The sequence below is a fragment of the Dietzia timorensis genome, from assembly GCF_020742175.1.
In the GTDB taxonomy this organism is placed as follows: Bacteria; Actinomycetota; Actinomycetes; order Mycobacteriales; family Mycobacteriaceae; genus Dietzia; species Dietzia timorensis_A.
In genome coordinates, this window is the sequence record NZ_DYXM01000076.1 from 18,909 (window position 1) to 40,505 (window position 21,597).

A 21,597-nucleotide genomic window follows, 5' to 3' on the forward strand; every position below is an offset into this window, starting at 1 on the left:
TACTCTTTTGTGTCAGCGCCCCTGGAGCGTTCGTAATGGTGTTGTAACTTACAAATCCAAGCGAATCCGCAGAGGCAACGATGCACCCAGCGTGCGAGAGATCGCCGCGCGCACGAGGTTGCGTCCAGGACGACCGGTACCCGAGCAAACGAAGCGAGCATTTTTGATGGACAGTGCAGATCCCCAGTTCCAGGTCATGCGCGAGGAATTTGCCAACGCAGTTGCCTGGGTCGCTCGGTCTCTGCCCTCGGGTTCGCGTGAGCCGATCATGCAGAACATCCTGCTCGAGGCTGGTGAGGACGGTCTGCGGGTGACGGCGTTCAACGGAGACACCTCGGCTCAGGTGAGCGTGTCCGCAGAAATCGCAGAGCAGGGAACGACGCTCGTGTCGGGCCGGCTACTCGCGGAGATCGCGAAGGCGCTGCCGAACAAGCCGGTCCAGGTTGCCGTTGCCGAGGCAAAGATGTCGATTCGCTGTGGCTCGGCGAACTTCACGCTCCCTACCGCTCCGGTCGAGGGTTACCCGCAGATTCCGAGTTTCCCTGAGCTCTCGGGTAGCGCCGAACTGGACACGTTTACGGAAGCGGTCTCGCAGGTAGCAGTGGCGGCCGGCAAGGACGACACGCTTCCGATGCTCACCGGCGTGCGCGTGGAGATCGTCGGCGACAAGATGACGCTCATCGCCACAGACCGCTTCCGCCTCGCGATTCGCGAGTGCCCATGGGATCCGACCGAGGCCGAGGCTTCGGGCGAGGTACTCGTGCCGGCGAAGACTCTCCAGGAGGTGTCGCGTTCGGCCGGACATGGCGGCGCCATCGAGCTGAATCTCGGAGCCGGTTCCGCTTTGGGATCCGGCCGCATTCTGGGCATTCGCGCGGGAAATCACAGCACCACCGCTCGACTTCTCGACGCGGAGTTCCCTGAGGTGCGCCGCCTGCTGCCGAAGGAACACAGTGCGCTCGCGATGGTCGAGGTCGCTCCGCTCGTCGCGGCGATCAAGCGCGTTGCGCTCGTCGCCGAGCGCGGCGTGCAGGTTCGCCTGGCTTTCTCCGAGGGCGAAGTGGCGCTGTCTGCCGGCGGAGACGATTCGGCGGCCGCGACGGAAAGCCTGCCGGCGGAATTCGTCGGCGAGGACCTCACCATCGCGTTCAACCCGACATACCTCCTCGACGGGCTCAACTCGATCGCCACGCCGAAGTCGGTGATGGCATTTACCCGCCCGAACAGCCCGGCAGTTCTGCGTCCGGCGCCCGAGGCGCTTCCCGAGGCCGAGTCCGACGGTACTTACGCCCCGCTGGACACGAACCACATCTACCTCCTCATGCCGGTTCGCCTTCCGGGCTGACCACCTTCGTAAGCCGGTAGGCGCCGGCAGGCAGACTGGACACTATGCATCTGCGTGGCCTGCGGCTCGTCGACTATCGCTCGTGGCCGCAACTTGATCTCGAGCTGGATACCGGGACGACCGTGCTCGTCGGTCGCAACGGATTCGGCAAGACCAACGTTCTCGAGGCGATCACGATGCTTGCGACGCTCTCGTCTCACCGTGTGTCCGGGGACGCGCCGCTCGTGCGCACCGGGAAAGAAGGCGCGATAATCACCGCGCTCGCGCACAACCGCGGTCGCGAGCTATCGGTCGAGCTCGCCGTCAACAAGGGGAAAGCCAATCGTGCGCGGCTGAATACGTCGTCGGTGCGATCGCCGCGCCAGATTCTCGGCGTTGTCCAGTCGGTGATCTTCGCGCCCGAGGATCTCGCGCTCGTTCGTGCGGAACCCGCGGGGCGACGGGCGTTTCTCGACGATCTTGCTGTACAGCGCCGGCCGCGGATGGCGGCGTTGCGCTCGGAATACGACAAGGTTGTGCGGCAGAGGACGGCGTTGCTCAAGAATGCGGCGGCTGCGTTGCGGCGGGCGCCGGATCACGAGGCGTTGGCGTCGATCGAGGTGTGGGATATCCGGCTCGCCGAGCTAGGTGCGCAGATCGTCGCGGCGCGCGCTGGACTGGTCGAGGAACTCGGCCCGCTCGTCACCGAGGCGTATGCGCGCCTCGCGCCGACGTCGCGCGCCGCGACGATCGCCTATGTTCCGCGGCTGCGCGGGGAGAGGCCGGGAGTCGCCGAATTGCAGGACACCGATTTCATGGAGGCCGTGCTGCTTGCGGAGATCGCCGCGCGACGCGACGACGAGGTCGTTCGCGGTCAGACGCTTGTCGGTCCGCACCGCGACGAATTGCAGCTCAACCTGGGGCAGGAGCCCGCTAAGGGGTTCGCCTCGCATGGGGAAACGTGGTCGTTCGCGCTGGCGCTGCGCATCGCCTCGCTTGAGCTTTTGCGCAAGGACGATATGGAGCCGATCCTGATGCTCGACGATGTGTTCGCCGAGCTCGATACCGCCAGGCGGGCGGCCCTGGCCGAGGTGGCCACGGGTGTAGAACAGGTATTGGTGACGGCGGCGGTGCCGGAAGATCTGCCGGCCGCGCTCGGCGGGACCCGCTGTTTCGTGGACATGACGGGAACCGGTGACGCCCGCGAATCGCGAATCACGCGAATCGAGCGCCCGGAATCGGGCAAGATCGCGGAGGGGGAGTAGCAGATGTCGGACGACGAGAAGCCCAAGCGTTCGGCCGGGCATTCGATGGCCATGCGCGCCCTCGAGGAGGCGCGCGAGAACGCCAAGGCCAAAGGACAGTTCACCGGCCGCGGCCGCCGAGATCCGGTGCGTTCCACCGTGCGACGGCGCAAGGGCGGCTGGACGGCGGCCGGCGCCGATCACTGGGATCCGCAATCGCTCGGTAGCCTGATCTCGAAGGTCGCCAAGAAGCAGGGCTGGGACGATCAGGTCGTGTTCGGGCGCATGCAGACGCGGTGGCCCGAGATCATCGGCGAGGGCAATGCCGCCCACGTCGTCCCTGAGAAACTCGAAGACGGGGTGCTGTACTGCCGCGCCTCCTCGACGGCGTGGGCCACGCAGATGCGGCTGTACCAGAAGCAGACCCTGCAAAACATTGCAAAGGCGTTCGGCCCGAACATCGTGCGCAGGTTGCGAATCAACGGTCCCGCGGCGCCGAGCTGGCGAAAGGGTCCACTGCACGTCAAGGGCCGCGGACCGCGCGACACTTACGGATAGAGCTGGTCAGCGCCCCATGTCGAGTCCGTTCTCGAAAAGATCGAGGCGCCGCTGCGCCGCATTGAAGGTCTTCGCGGAATAGGCGCCGATCGCGCGTTCGCGGTCGAGAGCGTCCTGCAGGGCGTCCAGATACTTATCCTGCAGTTCGTGGAAAAGTTCCCTGTCGGATTGTGCGATCGCCTGTTGGTGCCGCGCGGGTGCGCGCATCATCATCTCGATCCGGGACTCCATTTTCTTGGCAAGCTCAGGCGACAAGGATCGGCCGTCGATCTCCAGCTCGGACATGGGACCGAGCTGGGCGACCGCGGAATCGAGTAGCGAGGTCATCAGTCCGGAAACCTCCTGTTTCGATTTGGAGGCCGAGGGCGAGGAAAATTTCAGCGCCCGGATCAGTGCCGGCAGCGTTCCGCCGAACACGATGAGTGTCGCGACGGCGACGAGGAACGCGACAAGAATGATCGAGGACCGGTGTATGAGCGGTTCGCCGGCGGCCGTCACCGAGATTGTTTGCGCCGCAGCAAGCGTGACCACGCCGCGCATCCCGGCCCAACTGAGCACGAGTGCACCTCGGCGAGTGATCGGGGTCGACTGTGCGAACTCGATGTCGGCGCTCGTCCGCTCGAGCCTGCGCTGGAGCTTCTCCGCCCGCCAGGACTCGATGAGGTTCTGCTCGACGGCGTCGTTGAACCTTTCGGTCGTCGCATCGAGGCGCCTGATCTTGCGGTGGCTGCGAGCCGCGGTGAGGCGGGTGCCCGCGACCGCGATCGCGACACCGCCGAATCGCATCACCAGCAAAAGTGCAAAGACGATAATGCTGGCCTGCCACACGAAGTCGAGGTTGTGTTCGGTCTGGGCCCGGTGGAACAGGTCGGCGATCTGGAGACCCATGAGCAGAAACACCAGGTGTTCGAGGATGAACGAGATAACCGTCCACATCGTCGCCGAGTAGTTGCGGTCCGTCGCGGTGAGATGCTTGGTTGCCTTATGCCCGCAGATCACCCCCGCGACGACCACCGCGATCACACCCGAAGCCTCCAATTCCTCCGCTATGAAGAACGCCGTCCACGGCGTGAGTAGCGCAATCGACGTCGACAAGACCGGATCGGCGAGCCACCTGCGCGCCTTGGTCACGAGCTGGCCGACGATGAATCCGACGACGATGCCTGCGAGTGTCGCCCACACGAAACTTCCCGCCGCCTGCCAGAGAGAGAACGAGCCGGCGAGCGCGGCCAAGGCGGTGCGCAAAGTGACGAGTGCCGAGGCATCGTTGAAAAGACTCTCTCCCTCAAGCACCGCCATGAGCCGCGGCGGCAGCCCGAGTCGCTTACCGATACTCGTCGCCGCGACCGCGTCGATGGGTGCGACGACCGCGCCGAGAGCGATGGCGAGTGCGATGGAAATTTCGGGAAATACCAGGTGGATGACGGCGCCGATAATGATCGCCGGGAGGACGACCATCGCCATGGACAGCCAAATGATCATTCCCGCGTTCCTGCGCAGATCGACGACCGGCATATTCGACGCCGTCGAGAACAGCAACGGAGGCAGGAACCCGGCAAGGACAAGTTCGGGCTCGAGCTCGACGTCGGGGATGAACGACGGGAAGCTCGCGGCGATGCCGAGGCAGAGCAGCAGCAAGGGCGCCGCGATGCCGGTTCGCGCCGAGGACTTGGCGGCGAAAATCACGGCCATGAGTCCGGCGGCGAGAAACACGAAGATATGCACAACACACATTTTTGCACCGGACACGAGATCCCGCGGGAGGCTGTGACGGCGCGGGAGAGGTAGGTCCACCGATTAACCCCGGGTCACAGGTAGACTGTGAGGGCTAATGCCATACCCGATAGTGGGTTCACACTTGTTGTGGGCGCGTTTTCAGGCAGGGCACGAAAGTTGAGCGGTAACACGCGAAGGAGTACCACGTGGCAAAGTCCGAGCCTTCAAAGTCGGCTGAGGCTTCGGCGTATGGCGCCGAGCAGATTACGGTCCTCGAGGGTCTCGAGGCGGTTCGACTTCGCCCCGGTATGTACATCGGTTCCACCGGCGAGCGAGGCCTACACCACCTGGTGTGGGAGATCGTCGACAACTCGGTGGACGAGGCGATGGCGGGCCATGCGACGAAGGTCGAGGTGTCGCTGGAGGAAGACGGCAGCGTGCAGGTCATCGACGATGGCCGCGGTATCCCCGTGGGCATGCACGAGACCGGGCTTCCCACCGTCCAGGTCGTGTTGACTCAGCTGCACGCCGGCGGCAAGTTCAACTCCGATGCCTATGCCGTCTCAGGCGGCCTCCACGGTGTCGGTATTTCCGTGGTCAACGCGCTGTCGACGAAGCTCGAGGTCGAGATCAAGGTCGACGGCCACCTGTGGACGCAGGAGTACAACTACGCCGAGCCGGGCGAGCTGATCGACCACGGCAAGACCAAGGGTCACGGCACGACGGTGCGGTTCTGGGCGGACCCGACGATCTTCGAGTCCACGGAGTTCTCCTTCGAGACCATTTCGCGTCGCCTGCAGGAAATGGCCTTCCTCAACAAGGGCCTGACGATCACGCTTACCGACAACCGCAAGGGCGCCTCGGAGATCGCGGAGCTCGAGGCCATCGCAAGCGCCGAGTCGGGCGACGAGGACGAGGCGATCGACATCGAGCCGGTCCTCGACGAAGATGCCGAGGATGACGGTGCTGATGCCGAATCCCAGGGTTCCGCGGACTCCGCCGACGCAGGAACGGCGCCGGAGGCCGGGGCCGCAACACCGGCCGTCTCCAAGGTCCGTACCCGTACGTTCCACTACCCCGATGGCATCAAGGACTACGTCCGCTCCATCAATAAGACCAAGCACCCGATCCACCCGACGATCGTCTACTTCGACGCGGCCGGCACGGGCCACGAGATCGAAATCGCGATGCAGTGGAACGGCGGCTACTCCGAGTCGGTGCATACGTTCGCCAATACGATCAACACCGTGGAGGGCGGCACGCACGAGGAGGGTTTCCGCACGGCGTTGACGTCGCTGGTCAACCGCTACGCCCGCGATAAGAAGCTCATCAAGGACAAGGACGAAAACCTCACCGGCGACGATGTGCGCGAAGGTCTCGCCGCCGTCATATCCATCAAGGTGACCGACCCGCAGTTCGAGGGCCAGACGAAGACCAAGCTCGGCAACACCGAGGTCAAGGGCTTCGTTCAGAGGCAGGTCGCCGAGCACTTCGGACATTGGCTCGAAGCCAATCCGTCCGAAGCCAAGACGATGATCAAGAAGGCCGTCGACTCCTCGCAGGCGCGAATCGCCGCCCGCAACGCCCGCCGCATGGTGCGCCGCAAGTCCGCGAACGAGCTCGGCGGCATGCCGGGCAAGCTCGCCGACTGCCGCTCGAAGGATCCGTCAAAGAGCGAGATCTACATCGTGGAGGGCGACTCGGCAGGCGGCTCGGCCAAGTCCGGCCGCGACTCGATGTACCAGGCGATCCTGCCGCTTCGCGGCAAGATCATCAACGTCGAGAAGGCCCGCATCGACCGCGTGCTCAAGAACGCCGAGGTGCAGACGATCATCACCGCGCTCGGCACGGGCATCCACGACGAGTTCGACATCAACAAGCTGCGCTACCACAAGATCGTGCTCATGGCCGACGCCGACGTCGACGGCCAGCACATCGCGACGCTGCTGCTCACGTTGCTGTTCCGCTTCATGCGTCCGCTCGTCGAAGAGGGCCACGTCTTTCTCGCCAACCCGCCGCTGTACAAGCTCAAGTGGGCGAAGGGCGATCCGGGGTTCGCGTTCTCGGATGCCGAGCGCGATGCTCTGCTCAAGGAGGGCCAGGAGGCCGGCCGCAAGATCAACACGGACGACGGCATCCAGCGCTACAAGGGCCTCGGCGAGATGAACGCCAAGGAGCTGTGGGAGACGACGATGGACCCGTCGGTCCGCGTGCTGAAGCAGGTTTCCCTCGATGATGCCGCGGCGGCCGACGAACTGTTCTCGATCCTCATGGGCGAGGATGTCGCTTCTCGCCGTTCGTTCATCACCCGCAACGCGAAGGACGTTCGCTTCCTCGACGTGTAGCCCGCGCCCGGGGCCGCATGGCCCCGGCGCGGAATCGCGCGCCCGAGGATCCGTAGACTATCGCGCATGTTCAACCGTGTGAGTGGCCCCTCCGCGCTGGGCCGGGACGCGTTCGGCGTCCCGCGCCCGCATACCGGCGAGTTCGGTGAGCTCGTTTTCGACAGCCTCGTCTACTCGGCTCCCGATGGCTGGCGCCCGCTGTTCATGGACGTGCGCGTGCCGCGCGATCCGCGCGTCGAGTCCCCGCCGCCGCTGGTGCTGTGGGTGCATGGTGGGTCCTGGGTCCACGGCTCGCGCAAACGCCGACCGGTTGACGTCGAGCGCGCGTGGTTCATTGAGCGGCTGCTGCTCGCCGGGTACGCCGTGGCGAGTATCGACTACCGCCTCGCGCGAGAGGTGCCGTTCCCAGGACCGGCTGCCGACGTGCGCGCAGCTCTGGCGTTCGTGCACACCCACGCCGACGATCTGGGCATCGACGCCGACAAGCTCGTCGTGTGGGGCGAATCCGCCGGCGCACACCTGGGCCTTCTCACAGGTGCTAGTTCGGAGCGGTTCGCCGCGCTCGGCGGTGCAGCCGACCATCCCGGAGAGCCCGCGCCGAAGCCCGCGGCGATCATCGACTGGTATGGGCCCTCCGATTTGCCGCGCATGCTCGCCACCAGCGCCGAGGCAGCACTCGGCGGCAACCCCGAGGCGCTGCGCCAACATGCCGACTTCGAGCAATTCCTCTCAATGGGATGGGACGCCGATGCCGCTTCCCCGGAGCGGGTGCTGCAGGCCGACTGCCCGCCCGTCCTGCTCGTGCACGGCACGGGCGACACCATGGTTCCGGTCGGGGAGAGCCGCGCGCTCGCCGAGCGGCTGGGCCAGCTCGGCGTCAACCATGAGCTCGTCGAGCTGCCGGGCGGGCACGTATTCGCCGGCTCGGATTCGATGCTGCCCGCGATCGAGGCTTCGCTGGACTTCCTGCGGCGCACCGTCGGCGACCCGTTCGCCGAGGTGCCGGCCGAACTGCTCGGCGACCCCGACGAGGTCGATCCGGGCCACCGGCTCAGCGACGCCGAGATCGCCGAGATGCGCGCAGGATTCCGCGCGGGCGTCGACGAGGCGTGGGGCGACGGGCGGATTCCAGGTGTGAGCAGCCGGGACCTCTCTCTCGACGGCCCCGACGGCGCGATCGGAGCGCGACTGCACGAACCGGACTACGTGCCGCTCGGTCGTGAGCGCGAGCTGCCCCTCATCGTCGAATTTCATTCCGGCGGCTTCGTCGTGGGCGACCTCGACACCCACGCACCGTCGGCCGCGCGTCTCTGTGCCGCGACCGGCGCACCGGTGCTTCAGGTCGATTACCGTGTGACGCCGGAGCACGCATTTCCCGCGGCCTACGCCGATGCCGTCGCGTCGGTGCGCGAGGCCTGGGCGCGCCGAGCCGATCTCGGCCTGGCGCCGGGCCGGGAAGTCTCGCGCATCGTGCTCTACGGCGACAGCGCCGGCGGGGCGCTCGCCCTGTCCGTGGCACTCGAGCTGCGCTCGCAGTCGGAAATCGTCGTGGACCGTGTGGTGGCGATCTACCCGGTGGTCGAATGGACCGACATCCCGCTGTGGCCGGGAATGTCGCGGTACCTCGGCGCCGCGACCGAGAAAGATATCGACCCTGCGGATCCGCGGCTGCGCGACGCACGGCTGGCACCGGGGGCGGCGCTCGAGCTGCAGAATCTTCCGCCTGTCCAGCTCGCCGTAGGCTCGCGAGATCGGGTGCTCGAGCAGACCCTGGCGTTCGCGTACCGGCTCAAGGCCGCCGGAAACGCTCTCGACCTGCAGGTTCTTCCGGCGGTTCCGCATGGATTCAACGTCATGTCGGCCGCGACACCGCTCTTCGCGGCGGCAGCCGCGCGCGTGGACAGTCTGCTGGCTCGACGACTCTGGGAGGCATAGCGCGTCCGACGTCATGGGTGAAAAGACGTCCCTAGGGGGATACCCGGGACGACGGTCGAATCGATAAACGGGGCAATGAGGCGGCTTTTACGGCGTTTGCCGGAGAGCCGAACCCCACCGGGGCGCACTTTGGCGATAAACTGTATGGGTTGACGTGCAGGGATTTGCGGTCAGGCGGTTCGGGGACCTCCCGGCGGCGCCGCGCTCCCTGTGGAAGATAGGACCAAGAGGAGCTCATGACGGATTCGACGCTGCCACCCACCGGTGGAGAGATGGACCGAATCGAGCCGGTCGATCTGCAGGCAGAAATGCAGCGCAGTTACATCGACTACTCGATGAGCGTGATCGTGGGACGTGCGCTCCCGGACGTGCGGGACGGCCTCAAGCCGGTTCACCGCCGCATCCTGTACGCGATGTTCGACAACGGCTACCGGCCGGAACGCAGCTTCGTGAAGTCGGCGAAGCCCGTTGCCGACACGATGGGTAACTACCACCCGCACGGCGACTTGGCGATTTACGACACCCTGGTCCGCCTCGCTCAGCCGTGGGCGATGCGCTACCCGATGGTGCAGGGGCAGGGTAACTTCGGCTCCCGCGGTAACGACGGCGCCGCCGCCATGCGTTACACCGAGTGCCGGCTCACGCCGCTGGCGATGGACATGGTGCGCGACATCAATCGCGACACCGTCGACTTCCAGCCGAACTACGACGGCAAGACCAAGGAACCGATGGTTCTGCCGGCGCGCGTGCCGTATCTGTTGATCAACGGTGCCAGCGGCATCGCGGTCGGCATGGCGACGAAGATGCCGCCGCACAATCTCGGAGAGGTCGCCGAGGCGATCTACTGGTGCCTCGAGAACCCGGAGGCTGACGAGGAGACGACGCTCGCGGCGTGCATGGAACGAATCAAGGGCCCCGACTTCCCGACCGCCGGGTTCATTGTCGGCGAGCAGGGTATTCGCGATGCGTATACGACCGGCCGCGGTTCCATCCGTATGCGCGGCAAGACCTCGATCGAAGAGGAAAACGGCCGCACCGTCATCGTCATCACCGAGCTGCCTTACGAGGTCAACCCGGACAACATGATCGAGTCGATCGCCATCCAGGTACGCGACGGCAAGATCGCCGGTATCGCGAAGATCGAGGACCACTCCTCCGATCGCGTCGGTATGCGCATCGTCGTCACGCTCAAGCGCGACGCGGTGGCGAAGGTCGTGCTCAACAACTTGTACAAGCACTCCTCGCTGCAGACCTCGTTCGGTTGCAACATGCTGTCGATCGTCGACGGTGTGCCGCGGACACTGCGTCTCGACCAGCTCGTGCGCCTGTACGTCGCGCACCAGATCGAGGTCATTGTCCGGCGCACCCAGTACCTGCTGGACGAGGCCGAGAAGCGCGCCCATATCCTGCGCGGTCTTGTGAAGGCGCTTGACGCACTCGACGAAGTCATCGCGCTGATTCGTCGCTCGCCGACGGTCGACGAGGCGCGCACCGGGTTGATGGACCTGCTTGATATCGACACCGACCAGGCGCAGGCGATTCTCGACATGCAGCTGCGACGCCTCGCGGCGCTCGAGCGGCAGAAGATCGTCGACGAACTGGCCGAAATCGAGAAGACGATCGCGGATCTCAAGGACATTCTTGAGCGTCCCGAGCGGCAGCGCCAGATCGTCGCCGACGAGCTCGGCGAGATCGTCGCCAAGCACGGCGACGAGCGCCGCGCCGTGATCATCCCCGCCGATGGAGATGTCACCGACGAGGACCTCATCGCCCGCGAGGATGTTGTCGTCACGATCACCGAGACCGGCTACGCCAAGCGCACACGCACAGACCTGTACCGCTCGCAGAAGCGCGGCGGTAAGGGCGTGCGCGGGGCCGAACTCAAGCAGGACGATATCGTCCGCCACTTCTTCATCTCGTCGACGCACGACTGGCTGCTCGTGTTCACGACGAAGGGGCGCGTGTACCGGCTCAAGGCGTACGAGCTTCCCGAGGCGAGCCGCACGGCCCGCGGCCAGCACGTCGCGAACCTCCTCGCCTTCGGCCCGGAGGAGCGGATCGCCGGGATTATCCGGATCAAGAGCTACGAGGACGCCCCGTACCTCGTGCTCGCCACGAAGAACGGGCTGGTCAAGAAGTCGAAGCTCGTGGACTACGATTCGCCGCGCTCGGGCGGACTGATTGCCGTCAACCTCCGGGATGGCGACGAGCTGATCGGCGCCGCCCTGTGTTCCTCGGACGACGACATGCTGCTCGTTTCTGCGGAGGGCCAGTCGATCCGGTTCAACGCCTCGGACGACATCCTGCGGCCGATGGGCCGCGCGACGTCCGGCGTGATGGGCATGCGGTTCAACGAGGGCGACCACCTGCTTTCGATGCAGGTGGTGCGTTCGGACTTCGATGAGGACAAGCTGTTCCTTCTCGTCGCCACCGAGCGCGGGTACTCGAAGCGCACCTCGCTCAGTGAGTACTCGGCGCAGAACCGCGGCGGCAAGGGCGTGCTCACGGTGCAGTACGACAAGAAGCGCGGAAAGCTCGTGGGTGCGCTCATCTGTGAGCTTGACGACGAGTTGTACGCCATCACGTCGTCGGGCGGAGTCATCCGCACCGTGGCCAAGCAGGTTCGTAAGGCAGGACGCCAGACCAAGGGCGTACGCCTGATGAACCTGGCCGATAACGATAGCCTGTTGGCAATCGCGCGTAGCGCGGACGAGCCCGACGTCGATGAGCAGCTCGAGCTCGGCGACGACGCCAAGAAGTAGGTGAAGCGATGACCGAAACGCCCAAGAACCCGAGCGGCGGGCCGAATCCGGGCCAAGGACCTTCGGCCGGTTCCCAGGCCCCGTCGACGGGAGCCACCGCGCGCAGCCGGTCCTTCAACGGCAGTGAAGGCGGGCCGGGAGGCGTGTCCAGCGCTCCGGTCGCCGGAGCGGCCGGCACGCCGGGCCCGGTGGTCGCGCAGTCCCAGCGCGTCCGCCGCGGGCCGTTGCAGTCCACGGTGATTCTGCGTCGCATCGATCCGTGGAGCGCGTTCACGACGATCCTCGCGTTGATGTTCGCTCTCTTCATCGTGTGGATGGTCGCGGTCGGCGTGCTCTACCTCCTGCTGTCGGGCATGGGAGTGTGGGACCGCCTCGGCGGCGCACTGTCCGACGTCGTCGGCGATGGTTCGGCATCCGTGGTCGGCGTCGGGAACATCATGCTCTACGCCGCCGGTGTTGGGCTTCTCAACGTCGTGCTGTGGTCGATCATGACGACGATCGGCGTATTCGTCTACAACCTCGCCGCGTCGATGACCAGCGGCGGGATCCAGGTGACGTTCGCCGATCGCGACCGCTAGCCTGCCTACGTTTGCGCTCCGCCCGCCTTTATGAAATGGGGGCGGGCGGAGTACATTTCGGCCGATTTGGAGTAACAGGTGAAGGTCGGGTAAATTATTCGCTTGTTGCACGGCAACGCCGATGCACGGGCCTATAGCTCAGGTGGTTAGAGCGCCAAACTGATAATTTGGAGGTCGGAGGTTCAAGTCCTCCTAGGCCCACCAGCTAGATTCGCGCCGGATCCGTTCATTCGGTCCGGCGTTTTCCCTAGCGAGCCGGAGTAGCTCCGGCAGTTCGGGGCCTTAGCTCAGTTGGTAGAGCGCTGCCTTTGCAAGGCAGATGTCAGGGGTTCGAATCCCCTAGGCTCCACAATTGAAGAATGCCGGGACTTCGCGTGGTCGAGGTCCCGGCTTTTTGTTTGACATGGGCGCGGCGCTGAGAGATGTGCATTTCATTTCGGGATTTTGTAGCCACTGTCTACGGAATCGAACGAAAAGTATGCGCGAGTTTTGGGCCCCTCACATCCAGAGGACGCCATCGTCTTCGAACTCGCGGAGCCTGAAGGACATCATCTCCTTGAGAAGCGCCGACGGGAGCTCTTCGGTGTAGGGGAGTTTGAGCGATCCCTTTCCCGTGTCGAAGTCGGTGAGCTGGGCATCGAAGTGCTCACGGGTCGACGGGGTAAAGGCGATACTCGCATGCTTGGCGTGCGCGCTGAAGACAAAAAGAATCGTCCCGCGCGGATGCACGATTGCGGGGTGGCCCCACTTCACCGCCTCCTCGGCGTCGGGCACGGTCGAATGTCCGAGTCGGCGGAACTCCTCGATACGTTCGGCCTGCTCGGGCGTTAGTGCGGCGATGTACTCGTCAATGGTCGTGGGTTTGGCCATGGATCCCAGCCTAGGGCGATTCGGGAGGCAGGAGGCGGGCGGCGAAATCGGAGACGATGTCGTCGACGGACGCCTCCGGCATCAGCGGCCCGGTGAGCCGGTCGAAGAGCAGCCCCTCGATCGCATAGTGGAAGAGCGCGATGTCGCGGCGATCACCGGGCAGCCCGGCGGCATGATTGAACTCCACATCGCCCTCGAAGCCGGCACGTTTCCACTCCTGCAGCACCGCCGCGATCTCGGGGCGCCGCAGCGACTCGAGCCGCAACTCGAATAGTGCGATCGTCACCTCTCGATTGTCGAGTAGCCGATAGGCAATGTCGGCGAGGTATTCGGTGAATAGTTCCCGGGACGGCTCCTTGCCTTCGTGGGCCGCGAGAAACTCGGGCGTAGGTGCGAGGCGCTCGCCGATGCGCTCGACCAGGCTGGCAATCAACGCATCGCGGTTGCGAAAGTAGTTCGACGCGGTCCCTACGGGAACGCCGGCACGACCGTCTATCGCGCGATGGGTGAGTCCCCGCGCCCCCTGCTCGGCGAGAATCCCCAAACCAGCATCGGCGAGTGCGTTGCGGCGATCGATATTACGAACCATGCGCACCACTATAGACAAACCACGACACCTGTCGTACTCTCGTCGTCACTACACCTGCAGTGGTTAGGAGCAATCATGCGAGAACTCGTCTATTACGTTGCCGTCAGTATCGACGGCTATATTGCGGGACCGGATGGCGAGTTCGACGCCTTCATCTTCGAAGGGGACCACATCGAGTTCATCACCGCCGAGGTGCCCGACGCGATCCCTACGCACATCGCCGAACAGCTCGGCATCGCCCAGCGCCGGGAGCGGTTCGACACGGTGCTCTTGGGCGCCGGCACATACGCTGTTGGATTGCCGGATGCGCCGAGCCCATACCGGCACCTAAAGCAGTACGTATTCACCCACCGAGACCTGGCTCCGCAGGTGAACCTCACCGTCACCGCCGAGGATCCGGCGACGCTCGTGCGAGAGCTCAAGGCGCAAGAGGGAGCGGACATCTGGCTGTGCGGCGGCGGGAACCTCGCGGCTCAGCTCGACGGGGAGATCGATCGTCTCGTGCTCAAGCGAAATCCGATCGTATTCGGCGCCGGTATCCCGCTGTTCGCGCCCGGGACCTACGCGCCGGCGCAGTGGGACCGCGTTCGGACGGTCGCCTTCGACTCCGGCGTCGTGTTGGAGGAGTACGTCCGGCGTCAGGAATAGGGGAAAGCCCCACACCTATGACGGCGGAGGTGACGATCCTTATCGCCCACGCGGATGGCCCGTGCGCAGGACCTCTCGGCCGAGGAAGTGCGAGATGCCGTCGACGACAGCGCGGGGGCGCGGACCGGCGAACACGTCGAATCCGTGGTTTGCACCGGGAAGCTCCGCGTACGCGACCGCGGAGGGGGAGTGCTCGCGCAGGTAGCGGACGAATCGGCGGGCGCTATTCACGGAGATGAAGTTGTCGTGCGTGCCGTGGACGACGAGCACCGGCGGCGCGTCCGCGGCCGAGTAGTCGGCGGGGAGCGAGGAGGGCCGGTGGCCGCGTGGCTCGCCGTAGTAACGCCCGAAGTAGCCGTAGAGGCACACGGCGGCGGAGACGTGGGTGTCTGCGGATTCGAATCCGGGCTGGAACTCGGGAAGGTTCGGTGTGAGCGCGCACATCGCCGCCAGGTGTCCGCCGGCCGAGCTGCCGGAGACGACGACCGTCGCCGGGTCGAGCCCGTATTCGTCGGCGTTCTCGCGGGCGAAGGCGATGACCCGCTTGGCGTCGGCGAGATGTTCGGGGTACCCGGAGTGAGGGCGAAGCGCGTAGTTCGCGCTGATTACGACCCATCCCTGCGCGGCCATGCGGTACCAGAGGTGGCGGCCCTCCCAATATTTGTTCCCGCCGGAGAAGCCTCCGCCGTGGAAGAAGATCAGCACGGGTGCGGGGCCGGGATTGCGGCGGAGGCGGTACACGTCGAGGCGGTGTTCGCGGCCGCTGCCCGAGTACTGCACGTTCGAGATCCGCTCGACCCGCAGAGGTTTGATCGGGAATCCGAAAATCCCGGACCACCACTCGGTCGCGCTGTGCGGGGGAAGGCCGACGGATTCGGCGACCACCGGACGGGCGCGCAGCGTGCGGACATAGAGAACGCCCATACCGGCGATGACGAGAACTGCGAGCGCGTAGAACGCCCAACCGGCAGGGCCCACCACGCCGTCAGCAGAACGGTAGGTCTGCACGGCGGTAATGGCGAACGCGAGGAGAAACAGGAGCGGGAGCTCGCCCACGGCGACGCTGATGAGGAACACGGCCCGCGCGAGAAGAATCGGTCGGCGGGGCGGCCACAACACGGCCGCGACGACGAGGGCCCAGATGATGACGGTCACGAGAAAGCCGGTGGACATGGCACACACTTACTGCTGAGTTTGCTGCGTGCGCCCATTGTTGCCGACGCCGGGGCGAAGCGCACGGAATTCTGCGATTCCGGCGCACCTGCGAGGAGAAGATTCCGGAACGTCGGCATGGAAATCCCACCGAACCGACAAGCGAAACTGAAACACGTTCTAGTATCGTCTTATGGCTTCTTCCAGCGACACCACCACAACCGAATCCACCGACGTTCTCGTCCTCGGCAGCGGCATCGCGGGGATCTGCGCCGCGATCGAGGCGGCCGAGGCGGGCGCGAAGGTCATCGTGCTCGAGGGGGCCTCGGGCCTCGGCGGCGCGTCCGCGCAGTCGGGAGGCGAGATCTATCTCGGCGGCGGAACGGGTACGCAGCGCGCGGTGGGAATGGAGGATTCCGTCGAGGCGATGAAGGCGTTCCTCGCCGCGGCCCTCGGTCCGAACGCGGACGAGGAGAAGATCGAGGCCTATTGCGACGGCGCCATCGAGCACCACGACTGGCTACTTGGCCACGGCCTCGAATTCCGCCACGAGGTGTGGGACGAGCCGACGTGGATGCCGAGCACCGAGGTCGGGCTCATGTGGATGGGCGAGCGCGCGAAGCCGTTCTCCGATGTCGCCCGGCCCGCCGCGCGCGGCCACCGCCCACCGCAGGGCATGTTCGCCGGGGAAACGCTCATGGCGCGGCTCCTCGCGGCAGCCGAAAAGGCGGGAATCGACATCCGCACCGAGATCAAGGCGCGAAGTCTCGTCCGCGAATCCGGCGACCCGGCGACTCCGGTGTGCGGCGTCATCGCGACGAATTTCGGGAAGGAACTCGAGTTCCGTGCCGGCGCGGTGATCATCGCGACCGGCGGCTTCGTGGACAACGAGCGGATGCTCGAGCAGTGGGCGCCGCAGCAGGTCGGGAAGGGCAAGGTCACCGACGGCCACAGTGACGGCTCGGGGATCGAGATGGCGATGCGCGCGGGCGCCGCCGTACGACGGATGCACCAGACCGAGACCGCCCTGCCCGTCGCGGCCCCGCTGGTCACGAACGGTTTTCTGGTTGACGGCGGTGGCCGGAGATTCATCAACGAGGACCGCTATCCCGGGCTGTACTCGCACGCCGCCGTCCACCATCGCCCGGCGCCGACGTGGATCATCGTCGACGAGGACATCGTCGACGCCGTCCCCGAAACCGAGCTGTGGGGAATGCGGCCGGCGCACGTCGCGGAGACCATCGAGGAGCTCGCGCGCGATTGCGGACTGCCTGAGCGAGGGCTTGCCGATACCCTCGCCGAGTACAACGCCGACGCCGAGGCCGGCGAGGACAAGGCGTTCGGCAAGGAGGCGAGGTTCCTCAAGCCGCTCAAGTCCCCGTACGGCGCCTATCCGACCGGTAACGGAATGCGCAAGGGGCTCATGGGTTCGGAATCGATGCCGCAGGGCTTCACGCTGGGCGGACTCCACACCGATCTCGAGTCGCGGGTCCTCGATCTGGCCGGCGAGCCGATCGCGGGACTGTACGCCGCCGGACGCGCCACCCACGGCCTGCACGGGGAGGGATATATTTCGGGTACATCCCTCGGCGATGGATCGTTCTTCGGCCGCCGGGCGGGACGAAACGCGGCGAAGGAGTCGATACATGAGTAAGGACACGTCCGCCGAGGACCCGTGGCACAGCGGAGGCAAGCTGCACCCGGTCCTCGGTACGCGCGACCCGCAGCTCGCGGACGCGCAGCGCGTGTGGGGCGAGGATTTCGAGCCCGTGGATCTCAGCGAGCTCGAGGGCGCGGACCCACACCTCGAGGACGTGGGCGAGCAGATGCGCCGGTTGCGCGATGCGCTCACCGGGATCGCCGATAGCGGCGCGGATCTCGCCGAGGCGGCCGAACTCCTACGCCGCGCCGCCGACATCGTCGAACCGCAGTCGCCCGACCAGGCCACGCGCCTGGCGAGCCAGTGGCGCAAGGGCGGTCCGGGTGCGCGGCGGACCAATCCGGTCGGTGGCACCGAGAACGTCATCGCCCCGCCGCTTCGCGCCTTCGGCAACCCCGACGGTTCGGTGTCCGCGCGCATCACGCTCGGCCTGCCGTACCAAGGCCCCCCGGGCTGCGTGCACGGGGGAATGAGCGCGTTGATGCTCGATCACCTCTTCGGATTCGCCAACCACTGGGTGGGGCTCCGCGGGATGACGGCGCACTACGAGATCGACTACCGGAAGCCGACCCCGCTGCTCGAGCCTCTGGACATGAAGGCGTGGGTGGAGAGCCACGAGGGCCGCAAGATCTGGGTGCGGGCGACCATCGAATCGGGCGGGGAGCTGCGCGTCGAGGCGCGCGCCCTGTTCATTTCGGCCAATGTTCCGCTGCCGGGACGAGACGCCACCGCCCCGGGCGAGGAGCGCTAGGAGCTCGTAGCGCTCCGGTCGACGGCGCTCGCCGCTTCGAGGCCGGGCGCGATGATCGTCGCCAGGCCCTCGGCGATGCCGGAGAGGTCCTTCGGCGGGCTCGATACGAAGGAGATACCGACGCGCGCGATGACCTCGGCCGTCCACCGGGCGACGTTGTCCTCGATGTGCATCCAGCTGCTGGTGAATGCGGGTTTGAGCACCTGGGTAGCGCGCGCGATGAGCGGCTCGGCCTCGGTGGAGATGAGCGCGAGAAGATCTGGCTTCGTCTCGCCGGAGAGCAGCGCGATGATGAGCGGGTCGTGCCCAGATTGGGAGAGGAAGGCCTGGATGCCCTCGCTCAGGCCGGTGGCGATATCCCCCGGATATGCCTCGATCTGGGTGCGCACGGCGCTGGCGAACGTCTCGGCCAGCTGTAGGGCGTAGGCCTTGGCCAGGCCCTGGCGGTTACCGAAGGCGCTGTAGAGCGTCTGCCGGCTCATCTTCGCCTCGCGGGCGACATCCGCCATCGTCACCTCAGACCAGTCTCGCCCCCGCAGCAGGGAGGTGAGGGCTGCGAAGGCGAGAGTCCGGTTCGTGGTGCGCGCATCTGCCATGCGCACCAATTTACGCGACGGGAAGGAAGTCGATCTTCTCCCGCACGCCACAGTCGGGGCATTGCCAGTCGTTCGGGATGTCCGACCACGGCGTACCCGGGGCGAATCCCTCGCGGGGCTCGCCCTTCGACTCGATGTAGTGGTGCCCGCAATTGGGGCACACGTACGTTCCGATCGGGGAGGTACCGGCGGCCAGGGCCTTGTCGGCGTCGGTGTCCTCGACGAGCGTCGCGGTACCGCCGACCTGAGATCCGGCGCGTCCGGCGTCATTGGTGGTGGGGGTGTGCTTCGCGACGATGCGGTCGTGGAAAAGCGGGTCGATGTTCGCGCGGTGGACGTCGCCGCCGTAGTGGGCGAGCACGCGCTTATCCATCACCTTGCGCCACAGCGGCGGGACGTGTGCGAGGACGATCATCGTCGCGTAGCCGGCGGGCAGCTGCGGCGCCTCGTCGATGGTGCGAAGCACCTGGAAGCGGCGCATCGGGTTTGCGTGGTGGTCCGAGTGGCGCTGCAGGTGGAACAGGAAGATGTTGGTGACCATGTGGTCGCTGTTCCAGGAATGTTCGGCACGGCAGCGCTGGTAGCGGCCCTTGTTCGTCTTCTGACGGAGGAGACCGTAGTGCTCCAGGTAGTTGACGACCTCGAGGAGCGAGAACCCGTAGATGGCCTGCACGATGAGCCACGGGAGGACGGCCCAGCCGAAGATCGCGGTGAGCGCGGCGAATAGCACGACGGACATGGCCCACGCGCTGAGGTTGTCGTTGCGCAGCGTCCAGGGGCTCTTGTCCATGCGCGCGAGACGGTCCTTTTCGAGGCCCCATGCCGAGCGCAGCGAGCCGAAGACCGAGCGCGGCAGGAAGCGGTAGTAGGACTCGCCGAGGCGCGAGGACGCGGGGTCCTCCGGGGTGGCGACACGCGCGTGGTGGCCGCGGTTGTGCTCGACGAAGAAGTGACCGTAGAAGGTGGTCGCGAGCGTGATGCGCGAGGCCCACTTCTCGCCGGACTCGATTTTGTGGCCGAGCTCGTGCGCGGTGTTGATGCCGATGCCGCCGGCGATGCCCGCTGCGAGCATGACACCGAGCTTGCCGACGATGTGCATCGAGCCCTCATGGCCGAGCCACGAGAGGTCGTTCGCGGTCCACAGGTAGCAGGCCATGATGAGCGTGGCGTACTGCAGCGGGACGTAGGCGTACACGACCCAGCGGTAGTACTTGTCCGCCTCGAGGCGCTCGCGCACCTCCTCCGGCGGGTTCGAGCCGTCGCGGCCGAAGCGGTAGTCCTGGATCGGGATGAAGACGAAGACCATGACCCACGGCAGGAACATCGTGAGCGTGGCGAGCACCGTCCACGGCGTCTCCACGCCCAGGAAGGAGTTGTTCGCGAGCCAGTTGAACGCTGCGAAGAAGGCGAGCGCGGGGAAGAGCATGCCCGCGGGGATCAGCCCGAGTAGCCAGAGGTGGCGCTTCGGGTCGGTCCAGTTGTAGGGATCGACGTCGGGGCTGACGTGATCGTGATGGTGATGGCCGTGTTCGTGGTCGTGGCCATCGAAGTCTTCTTCGTGCTGCTGGTGATCTGAGACGCTGTGCGACATCTTCTCACCCCTCCGATCGTCCGGGAGAGCCACGCCGGAACGCGTCTCTCGAAACATCGCGTGGTGGTGATCATTGACAAACTGTGACCAATACCACTGGTAATGCATCATGTTAGACAAACAAGTTTCAAATGTCTAGACATGAGACGAATAATTGTCCAACCGGATGGGAAAGCTGCAGGGTCCGGGTGAGGGGCACAAGGAATCAATACGCGCGGCACCGCGTTGACGCAGAGGGGACCGGCGCACGTGTTCGGCCCTGCTCCACCTGGAGAGAGGAGGGCCGATGCAGCCGGGAATCACACCGTTTTCCATGATGCGAGCCTTTGGCGAGGAAAATAAGAACGGCAATTACAACCGCGCCGTCTTCACCCGCGAGAACCTGCGCCGCGTCGGGGGCTTCGCCAAACCACACTCGCGCAAGATCGCGCTCTTCCTTCTGACCTCTGTGTTCAGCGCGCTCGTCGTGGTCGCAGCTCCTCTGCTCGCCGGCCGCGTCGTCGACGAGATCGTGGCGGGGGGAGCGCTGACGACGGTCGTGCTCCTCGCCGTGGCAATCGGGGTTTTCGGCTTGCTGGAAGCGTTCTTCGGCGTCATCAACCGTCTACTGTCGTCCCAGATCGGCGAGGGCCTGATCTTCCAATTGCGCAGCGCGGTGTTCCGCCACGTACAGCGCATGCCCGTCGCGTTCTTCATGCGCACGCGCACCGGCGCGCTGGTGAGCCGCCTCAACAACGACGTTCTCGGCGCGCAGCGCGCCTTCGCGAACACGCTCTCCGGGGTGGTGTCGAGCTTCGTCCAGCTCGTGCTCACCCTGCTCGTCATGGGTTCGCTGTCGTGGCAGGTCACCCTCCTCACGCTCGTCATCGTGCCGATCTTCCTCATCCCCGCCAGGTACATGGGCCGGCGCCTGGCGGCGATGCGCAGGGAGGCGAATGATCTCAACGCGACGATGAACGACCAGATGACCGAGCGCTTCAACGCCGGCGGCGCCACGCTGGTCAAACTCATGGGCGAGCCGGAGGCCGAGGCCGGGGAGTTCGATGCCCGTGCCGGCCGGGTCCGCGATATCGGGGTGCGCACCGGCTTTGCGATGGGCGTGTTCATGAGTTCGCTGACGCTGCTGTCGACACTGGCGCTGGCCGTCGTCTATGGCGTCGGCGGCTGGAGCGCGCTGTCCGGCGGGCTGGAGGCCGGCTCGGTGGTCTCGCTCGCCCTGCTGCTCACCAGGCTTTACGCGCCGCTGACGACGCTGTCGAACGCGCGCGTGGAGATCAT

17 protein-coding genes and 2 tRNA genes are annotated in these 21,597 nt (G+C 65.8%); 13 read left to right on the plus strand and 6 right to left on the minus strand.

Going from position 1 to position 21,597, the window contains the following annotated elements; genetic code table 11:
• The first annotated feature begins 166 nt into the window (after positions 1 to 166).
• The 3 genes from dnaN to K8V11_RS04140 are packed head-to-tail and all read left to right on the plus strand — an operon-like array spanning position 167 to position 3,126.
• On the plus strand, positions 167 to 1,345 hold the full coding sequence (dnaN, locus tag K8V11_RS04130) for a DNA polymerase III subunit beta (RefSeq protein WP_303911135.1): 1,179 nt from the start codon (positions 167 to 169) through the stop codon (positions 1,343 to 1,345).
• A 44-nt stretch (positions 1,346 to 1,389) separates the two neighbouring features.
• The gene (recF, locus tag K8V11_RS04135) at positions 1,390 to 2,589 is read left to right on the plus strand and encodes a DNA replication/repair protein RecF (protein WP_303911136.1); all 1,200 of its coding nucleotides are present in this window, start codon (positions 1,390 to 1,392) and stop codon (positions 2,587 to 2,589) included.
• Between the two features lie 3 nt (positions 2,590 to 2,592).
• The gene (locus tag K8V11_RS04140) at positions 2,593 to 3,126 is read left to right on the plus strand and encodes a DciA family protein (RefSeq protein WP_303911137.1); all 534 of its coding nucleotides are present in this window, start codon (positions 2,593 to 2,595) and stop codon (positions 3,124 to 3,126) included.
• A 6-nt stretch (positions 3,127 to 3,132) separates the two neighbouring features.
• Here the strand turns inward: K8V11_RS04140 and K8V11_RS04145 are convergent, their stop codons facing one another.
• Positions 3,133 to 4,851 carry a sodium:proton antiporter gene (locus K8V11_RS04145; protein WP_303911138.1) on the minus strand — a complete coding sequence of 573 codons (1,719 nt, stop codon included), beginning with the start codon at positions 4,849 to 4,851 and terminating at the stop codon, positions 3,133 to 3,135.
• 197 nt (positions 4,852 to 5,048) lie between these two features.
• On the opposite strand from K8V11_RS04145, the gene gyrB reads away from it, so the two are divergent.
• From gyrB to K8V11_RS04175, 6 genes are all read left to right on the plus strand, one after another.
• A complete protein-coding gene (gyrB, locus tag K8V11_RS04150; RefSeq protein ID WP_303911139.1) occupies positions 5,049 to 7,187 on the plus strand; it encodes a DNA topoisomerase (ATP-hydrolyzing) subunit B in 2,139 nt (712 codons plus the stop codon).
• 66 nt (positions 7,188 to 7,253) lie between these two features.
• Positions 7,254 to 9,122 (plus strand): alpha/beta hydrolase, encoded by a 1,869-nt coding sequence (locus K8V11_RS04155; RefSeq protein ID WP_303911140.1) that lies wholly within the window; start codon positions 7,254 to 7,256, stop codon positions 9,120 to 9,122.
• Positions 9,123 to 9,358: 236 nt separating this feature from the next.
• A complete protein-coding gene (gene gyrA / locus K8V11_RS04160; protein WP_303911141.1) occupies positions 9,359 to 11,884 on the plus strand; it encodes a DNA gyrase subunit A in 2,526 nt (841 codons plus the stop codon).
• Between the two features lie 8 nt (positions 11,885 to 11,892).
• Complete coding sequence (locus K8V11_RS04165; protein ID WP_303911142.1) at positions 11,893 to 12,462, plus strand: DUF3566 domain-containing protein; 570 nt, start codon at positions 11,893 to 11,895, stop codon at positions 12,460 to 12,462.
• A 127-nt stretch (positions 12,463 to 12,589) separates the two neighbouring features.
• A tRNA-Ile gene (locus K8V11_RS04170) sits at positions 12,590 to 12,666 on the plus strand.
• A 72-nt stretch (positions 12,667 to 12,738) separates the two neighbouring features.
• Positions 12,739 to 12,811, plus strand: a tRNA-Ala gene (locus K8V11_RS04175).
• 149 nt (positions 12,812 to 12,960) lie between these two features.
• Here the strand turns inward: K8V11_RS04175 and K8V11_RS04180 are convergent.
• Together K8V11_RS04180 and K8V11_RS04185 are read right to left on the minus strand one after the other, a co-directional pair.
• Positions 12,961 to 13,332 (minus strand): iron chaperone, encoded by a 372-nt coding sequence (locus K8V11_RS04180; RefSeq protein WP_303911143.1) that lies wholly within the window; start codon positions 13,330 to 13,332, stop codon positions 12,961 to 12,963.
• Between the two features lie 10 nt (positions 13,333 to 13,342).
• Positions 13,343 to 13,921 (minus strand): TetR/AcrR family transcriptional regulator, encoded by a 579-nt coding sequence (locus tag K8V11_RS04185; protein ID WP_303911144.1) that lies wholly within the window; start codon positions 13,919 to 13,921, stop codon positions 13,343 to 13,345.
• A gap of 75 nt (positions 13,922 to 13,996) precedes the next feature.
• Here K8V11_RS04185 and K8V11_RS04190 point away from each other — a divergent pair, with 75 nt between their 5' ends.
• The gene (locus tag K8V11_RS04190; RefSeq protein WP_303911145.1) at positions 13,997 to 14,569 is read left to right on the plus strand and encodes a dihydrofolate reductase family protein; all 573 of its coding nucleotides are present in this window, start codon (positions 13,997 to 13,999) and stop codon (positions 14,567 to 14,569) included.
• A 39-nt stretch (positions 14,570 to 14,608) separates the two neighbouring features.
• On the opposite strand, the gene K8V11_RS04195 is transcribed toward K8V11_RS04190, so the two are convergent.
• The gene (locus K8V11_RS04195) at positions 14,609 to 15,742 is read right to left on the minus strand and encodes an alpha/beta hydrolase (RefSeq protein ID WP_303911146.1); all 1,134 of its coding nucleotides are present in this window, start codon (positions 15,740 to 15,742) and stop codon (positions 14,609 to 14,611) included.
• A gap of 172 nt (positions 15,743 to 15,914) precedes the next feature.
• On the opposite strand from K8V11_RS04195, the gene K8V11_RS04200 reads away from it, so the two are divergent.
• Positions 15,915 to 17,375 carry an FAD-dependent oxidoreductase gene (locus K8V11_RS04200; protein WP_303911147.1) on the plus strand — a complete coding sequence of 487 codons (1,461 nt, stop codon included), beginning with the start codon at positions 15,915 to 15,917 and terminating at the stop codon, positions 17,373 to 17,375.
• Positions 17,368 to 18,132 (plus strand): PaaI family thioesterase, encoded by a 765-nt coding sequence (locus tag K8V11_RS04205; RefSeq protein ID WP_303911148.1) that lies wholly within the window; start codon positions 17,368 to 17,370, stop codon positions 18,130 to 18,132. The genes K8V11_RS04200 and K8V11_RS04205 overlap by 8 nt, the downstream gene beginning before the upstream one ends.
• Here K8V11_RS04205 and K8V11_RS04210 read toward each other — a convergent pair.
• On the minus strand, positions 18,129 to 18,728 hold the full coding sequence (locus K8V11_RS04210) for a TetR/AcrR family transcriptional regulator (RefSeq protein ID WP_303911149.1): 600 nt from the start codon (positions 18,726 to 18,728) through the stop codon (positions 18,129 to 18,131). The two genes, K8V11_RS04205 and K8V11_RS04210, sit on opposite strands and share 4 nt — an antisense overlap.
• Before the next feature lie 10 nt (positions 18,729 to 18,738).
• Positions 18,739 to 20,319 (minus strand): fatty acid desaturase, encoded by a 1,581-nt coding sequence (locus K8V11_RS04215; RefSeq protein ID WP_303911150.1) that lies wholly within the window; start codon positions 20,317 to 20,319, stop codon positions 18,739 to 18,741.
• A 316-nt stretch (positions 20,320 to 20,635) separates the two neighbouring features.
• On the opposite strand from K8V11_RS04215, the gene K8V11_RS04220 reads away from it, so the two are divergent.
• Positions 20,636 to 21,597, plus strand: a 962-nt coding sequence (locus K8V11_RS04220) for an ABC transporter ATP-binding protein (RefSeq protein ID WP_303911151.1), incomplete at its 3' end; no start/stop codon positions are given.

Excerpts from the sequence above, each read along its gene's own strand:
- K8V11_RS04190 (WP_303911145.1), top strand. The coding sequence starts at position 13,997 with ATGCGAGAACTCGTCTATTACGTTGCCGTCAGTATCGACGGCTATATT.
- K8V11_RS04215 (WP_303911150.1), bottom strand. The coding sequence starts at position 20,319 with ATGTCGCACAGCGTCTCAGATCACCAGCAGCACGAAGAAGACTTCGAT.
- gyrA (WP_303911141.1), top strand. The coding sequence starts at position 9,359 with ATGACGGATTCGACGCTGCCACCCACCGGTGGAGAGATGGACCGAATC.
- K8V11_RS04155 (WP_303911140.1), top strand. The coding sequence starts at position 7,254 with ATGTTCAACCGTGTGAGTGGCCCCTCCGCGCTGGGCCGGGACGCGTTC.
- K8V11_RS04210 (WP_303911149.1), bottom strand. The coding sequence starts at position 18,728 with ATGGCAGATGCGCGCACCACGAACCGGACTCTCGCCTTCGCAGCCCTC.
- K8V11_RS04195 (WP_303911146.1), bottom strand. The coding sequence starts at position 15,742 with ATGTCCACCGGCTTTCTCGTGACCGTCATCATCTGGGCCCTCGTCGTC.
- K8V11_RS04200 (WP_303911147.1), top strand. The coding sequence starts at position 15,915 with ATGGCTTCTTCCAGCGACACCACCACAACCGAATCCACCGACGTTCTC.
- K8V11_RS04140 (WP_303911137.1), top strand. The coding sequence starts at position 2,593 with ATGTCGGACGACGAGAAGCCCAAGCGTTCGGCCGGGCATTCGATGGCC.
- K8V11_RS04205 (WP_303911148.1), top strand. The coding sequence starts at position 17,368 with ATGAGTAAGGACACGTCCGCCGAGGACCCGTGGCACAGCGGAGGCAAG.
- dnaN (WP_303911135.1), top strand. The coding sequence starts at position 167 with ATGGACAGTGCAGATCCCCAGTTCCAGGTCATGCGCGAGGAATTTGCC.
- K8V11_RS04185 (WP_303911144.1), bottom strand. The coding sequence starts at position 13,921 with ATGGTTCGTAATATCGATCGCCGCAACGCACTCGCCGATGCTGGTTTG.
- K8V11_RS04180 (WP_303911143.1), bottom strand. The coding sequence starts at position 13,332 with ATGGCCAAACCCACGACCATTGACGAGTACATCGCCGCACTAACGCCC.
- K8V11_RS04165 (WP_303911142.1), top strand. The coding sequence starts at position 11,893 with ATGACCGAAACGCCCAAGAACCCGAGCGGCGGGCCGAATCCGGGCCAA.
- recF (WP_303911136.1), top strand. The coding sequence starts at position 1,390 with ATGCATCTGCGTGGCCTGCGGCTCGTCGACTATCGCTCGTGGCCGCAA.